The organism is Streptomyces sp. NPDC013455 (assembly GCF_040632975.1).
In the GTDB taxonomy this organism is placed as follows: Bacteria; Actinomycetota; Actinomycetes; order Streptomycetales; family Streptomycetaceae; genus Streptomyces.
The window spans coordinates 163,722-165,066 of record NZ_JBEYCX010000002.1 but is presented as its reverse complement, the minus strand read 5'-3'; the positions used below and the strand labels follow the sequence as shown (position 1 = coordinate 165,066).

Genomic DNA, 1,345 nt, shown 5'->3' with positions numbered 1-1,345 from the left:
CGGACGAGTACGGCGGCGCGGCGTCAAGAGGGCGCGGTCGCGGGGCGGCTGCCGGTGTCAGCGGGTCTTCTGGGAGCGCCAGGCCAGGTACAGGGCCGATGCCACCGCCGCCCCCCGCACCACCCACGGCCAGGTCTCGCCGACCGCGTCGTTCATGTGGCCCTCGGCGATCGGTTCGCCCCAGCGGCCGTCATGGCGCCCCCACAGCCACACCAGCCCGGCGGCGACCGCCGACCCCGGCAGGACCATCACCGCCCACTTGGTCTGCGCGGGCGTCAGCCGGCGGGACCCGTAGGCGATCGCCCAGCCCAGCAGCAACGCGAACCAGTTGCCGAACACGGCCCCGGCGACCAGCGCGGCGGCGGCCAGCAGCAGGAACGGGTTCGACCAGCCGGCCGCGGGGCCGGGGCGCAGACGGCGGGCGGCGGACTCCCCGGCGTCCGCCCGCGCGGCCTTCCCGGCCGGGAGCAGCCCCAGCAGCCGGCGGCGCGGCGCCGGTACGGGCACGGCTGCCGTGTCGGTGCCGGCGCCCGTGTCGGTCTTCGTCCCGGCGGGCTCCGCCGTCGGCCCGCCCTCCCGCGGGGGGCGCCTGAGCAGTTCGGGGATCTCCACGCCGCCGACGAACCCCGGCACCGGGTCGACGTCGTCCGCCAGGGTGCCGCCGGTGCCGACGCGCCACCAGTCGGGCGGTGCCGCGCCGTCCCCGAGTTCGTGCGCGGGGGCGAGGTGCGGCGGGGACGGCACGTCCCGCCGGGCGGGCGGCCCGGGCTCGGCCGGACGCGGGCGCGGGCGCGGTACGGCCCGGCGCAGTACCTTCGGCCGTTCCTGCTCCGCCTGCCGCGACGCCCGCTCCTCCGACGCCCGCTCCTCCGACGCCCGCTCCACCCGCGCCCGCTCGGCCGGCGCGGGCTGCGCCGGTACGGCGGTGGCGGGCGGCTGCGGGGCCCCGCCGGAGCCGCCCGCCGCCTCCACCACCTCGGCCGGCGTACCAAGGCGCTCCAGAATGCGGCGGACGGCGGCGGGCGAGTCCACCGTCGTCCTCGCCCGGCTCCGGTCGATCTCGTTCCGCAGCTCCGACACGAGCCGCATCCGGGTGGCCGACGGCAGCTGCCGCTGCTGAGCGATGTCACCGACGCGGCTCAGATACTCGTAGACGACCTGGTCGCTCTCAATCCCCACGGAACCCCTCCGGGGCGACGCCGACGGATACCCCGTGAGGACGGTACCGCTTTCTCCCGGCCGCCCGGCCGGTGAACCCCGCACCGACCACCGCGGCCGTCCCCTCCGGCAACCGCCCGGCCCGTGAACCCCGAACGGACCGCCACCGCCCTCCCCTCCGGCAGAC

The 1,345-nt window shown here is 78.4% G+C and carries 1 protein-coding gene; it reads right to left on the bottom strand.

The genetic code is table 11. The annotated features are described in order from the left end of the window. Nucleotides 1-57: 57 nt before the first annotated feature. Complete coding sequence (locus ABZ576_RS04880; protein ID WP_360735828.1) at nucleotides 58-1,179, bottom strand: hypothetical protein; 1,122 nt, start codon at nucleotides 1,177-1,179, stop codon at nucleotides 58-60. Between the last annotated feature and the right edge of the window lie 166 nt (nucleotides 1,180-1,345).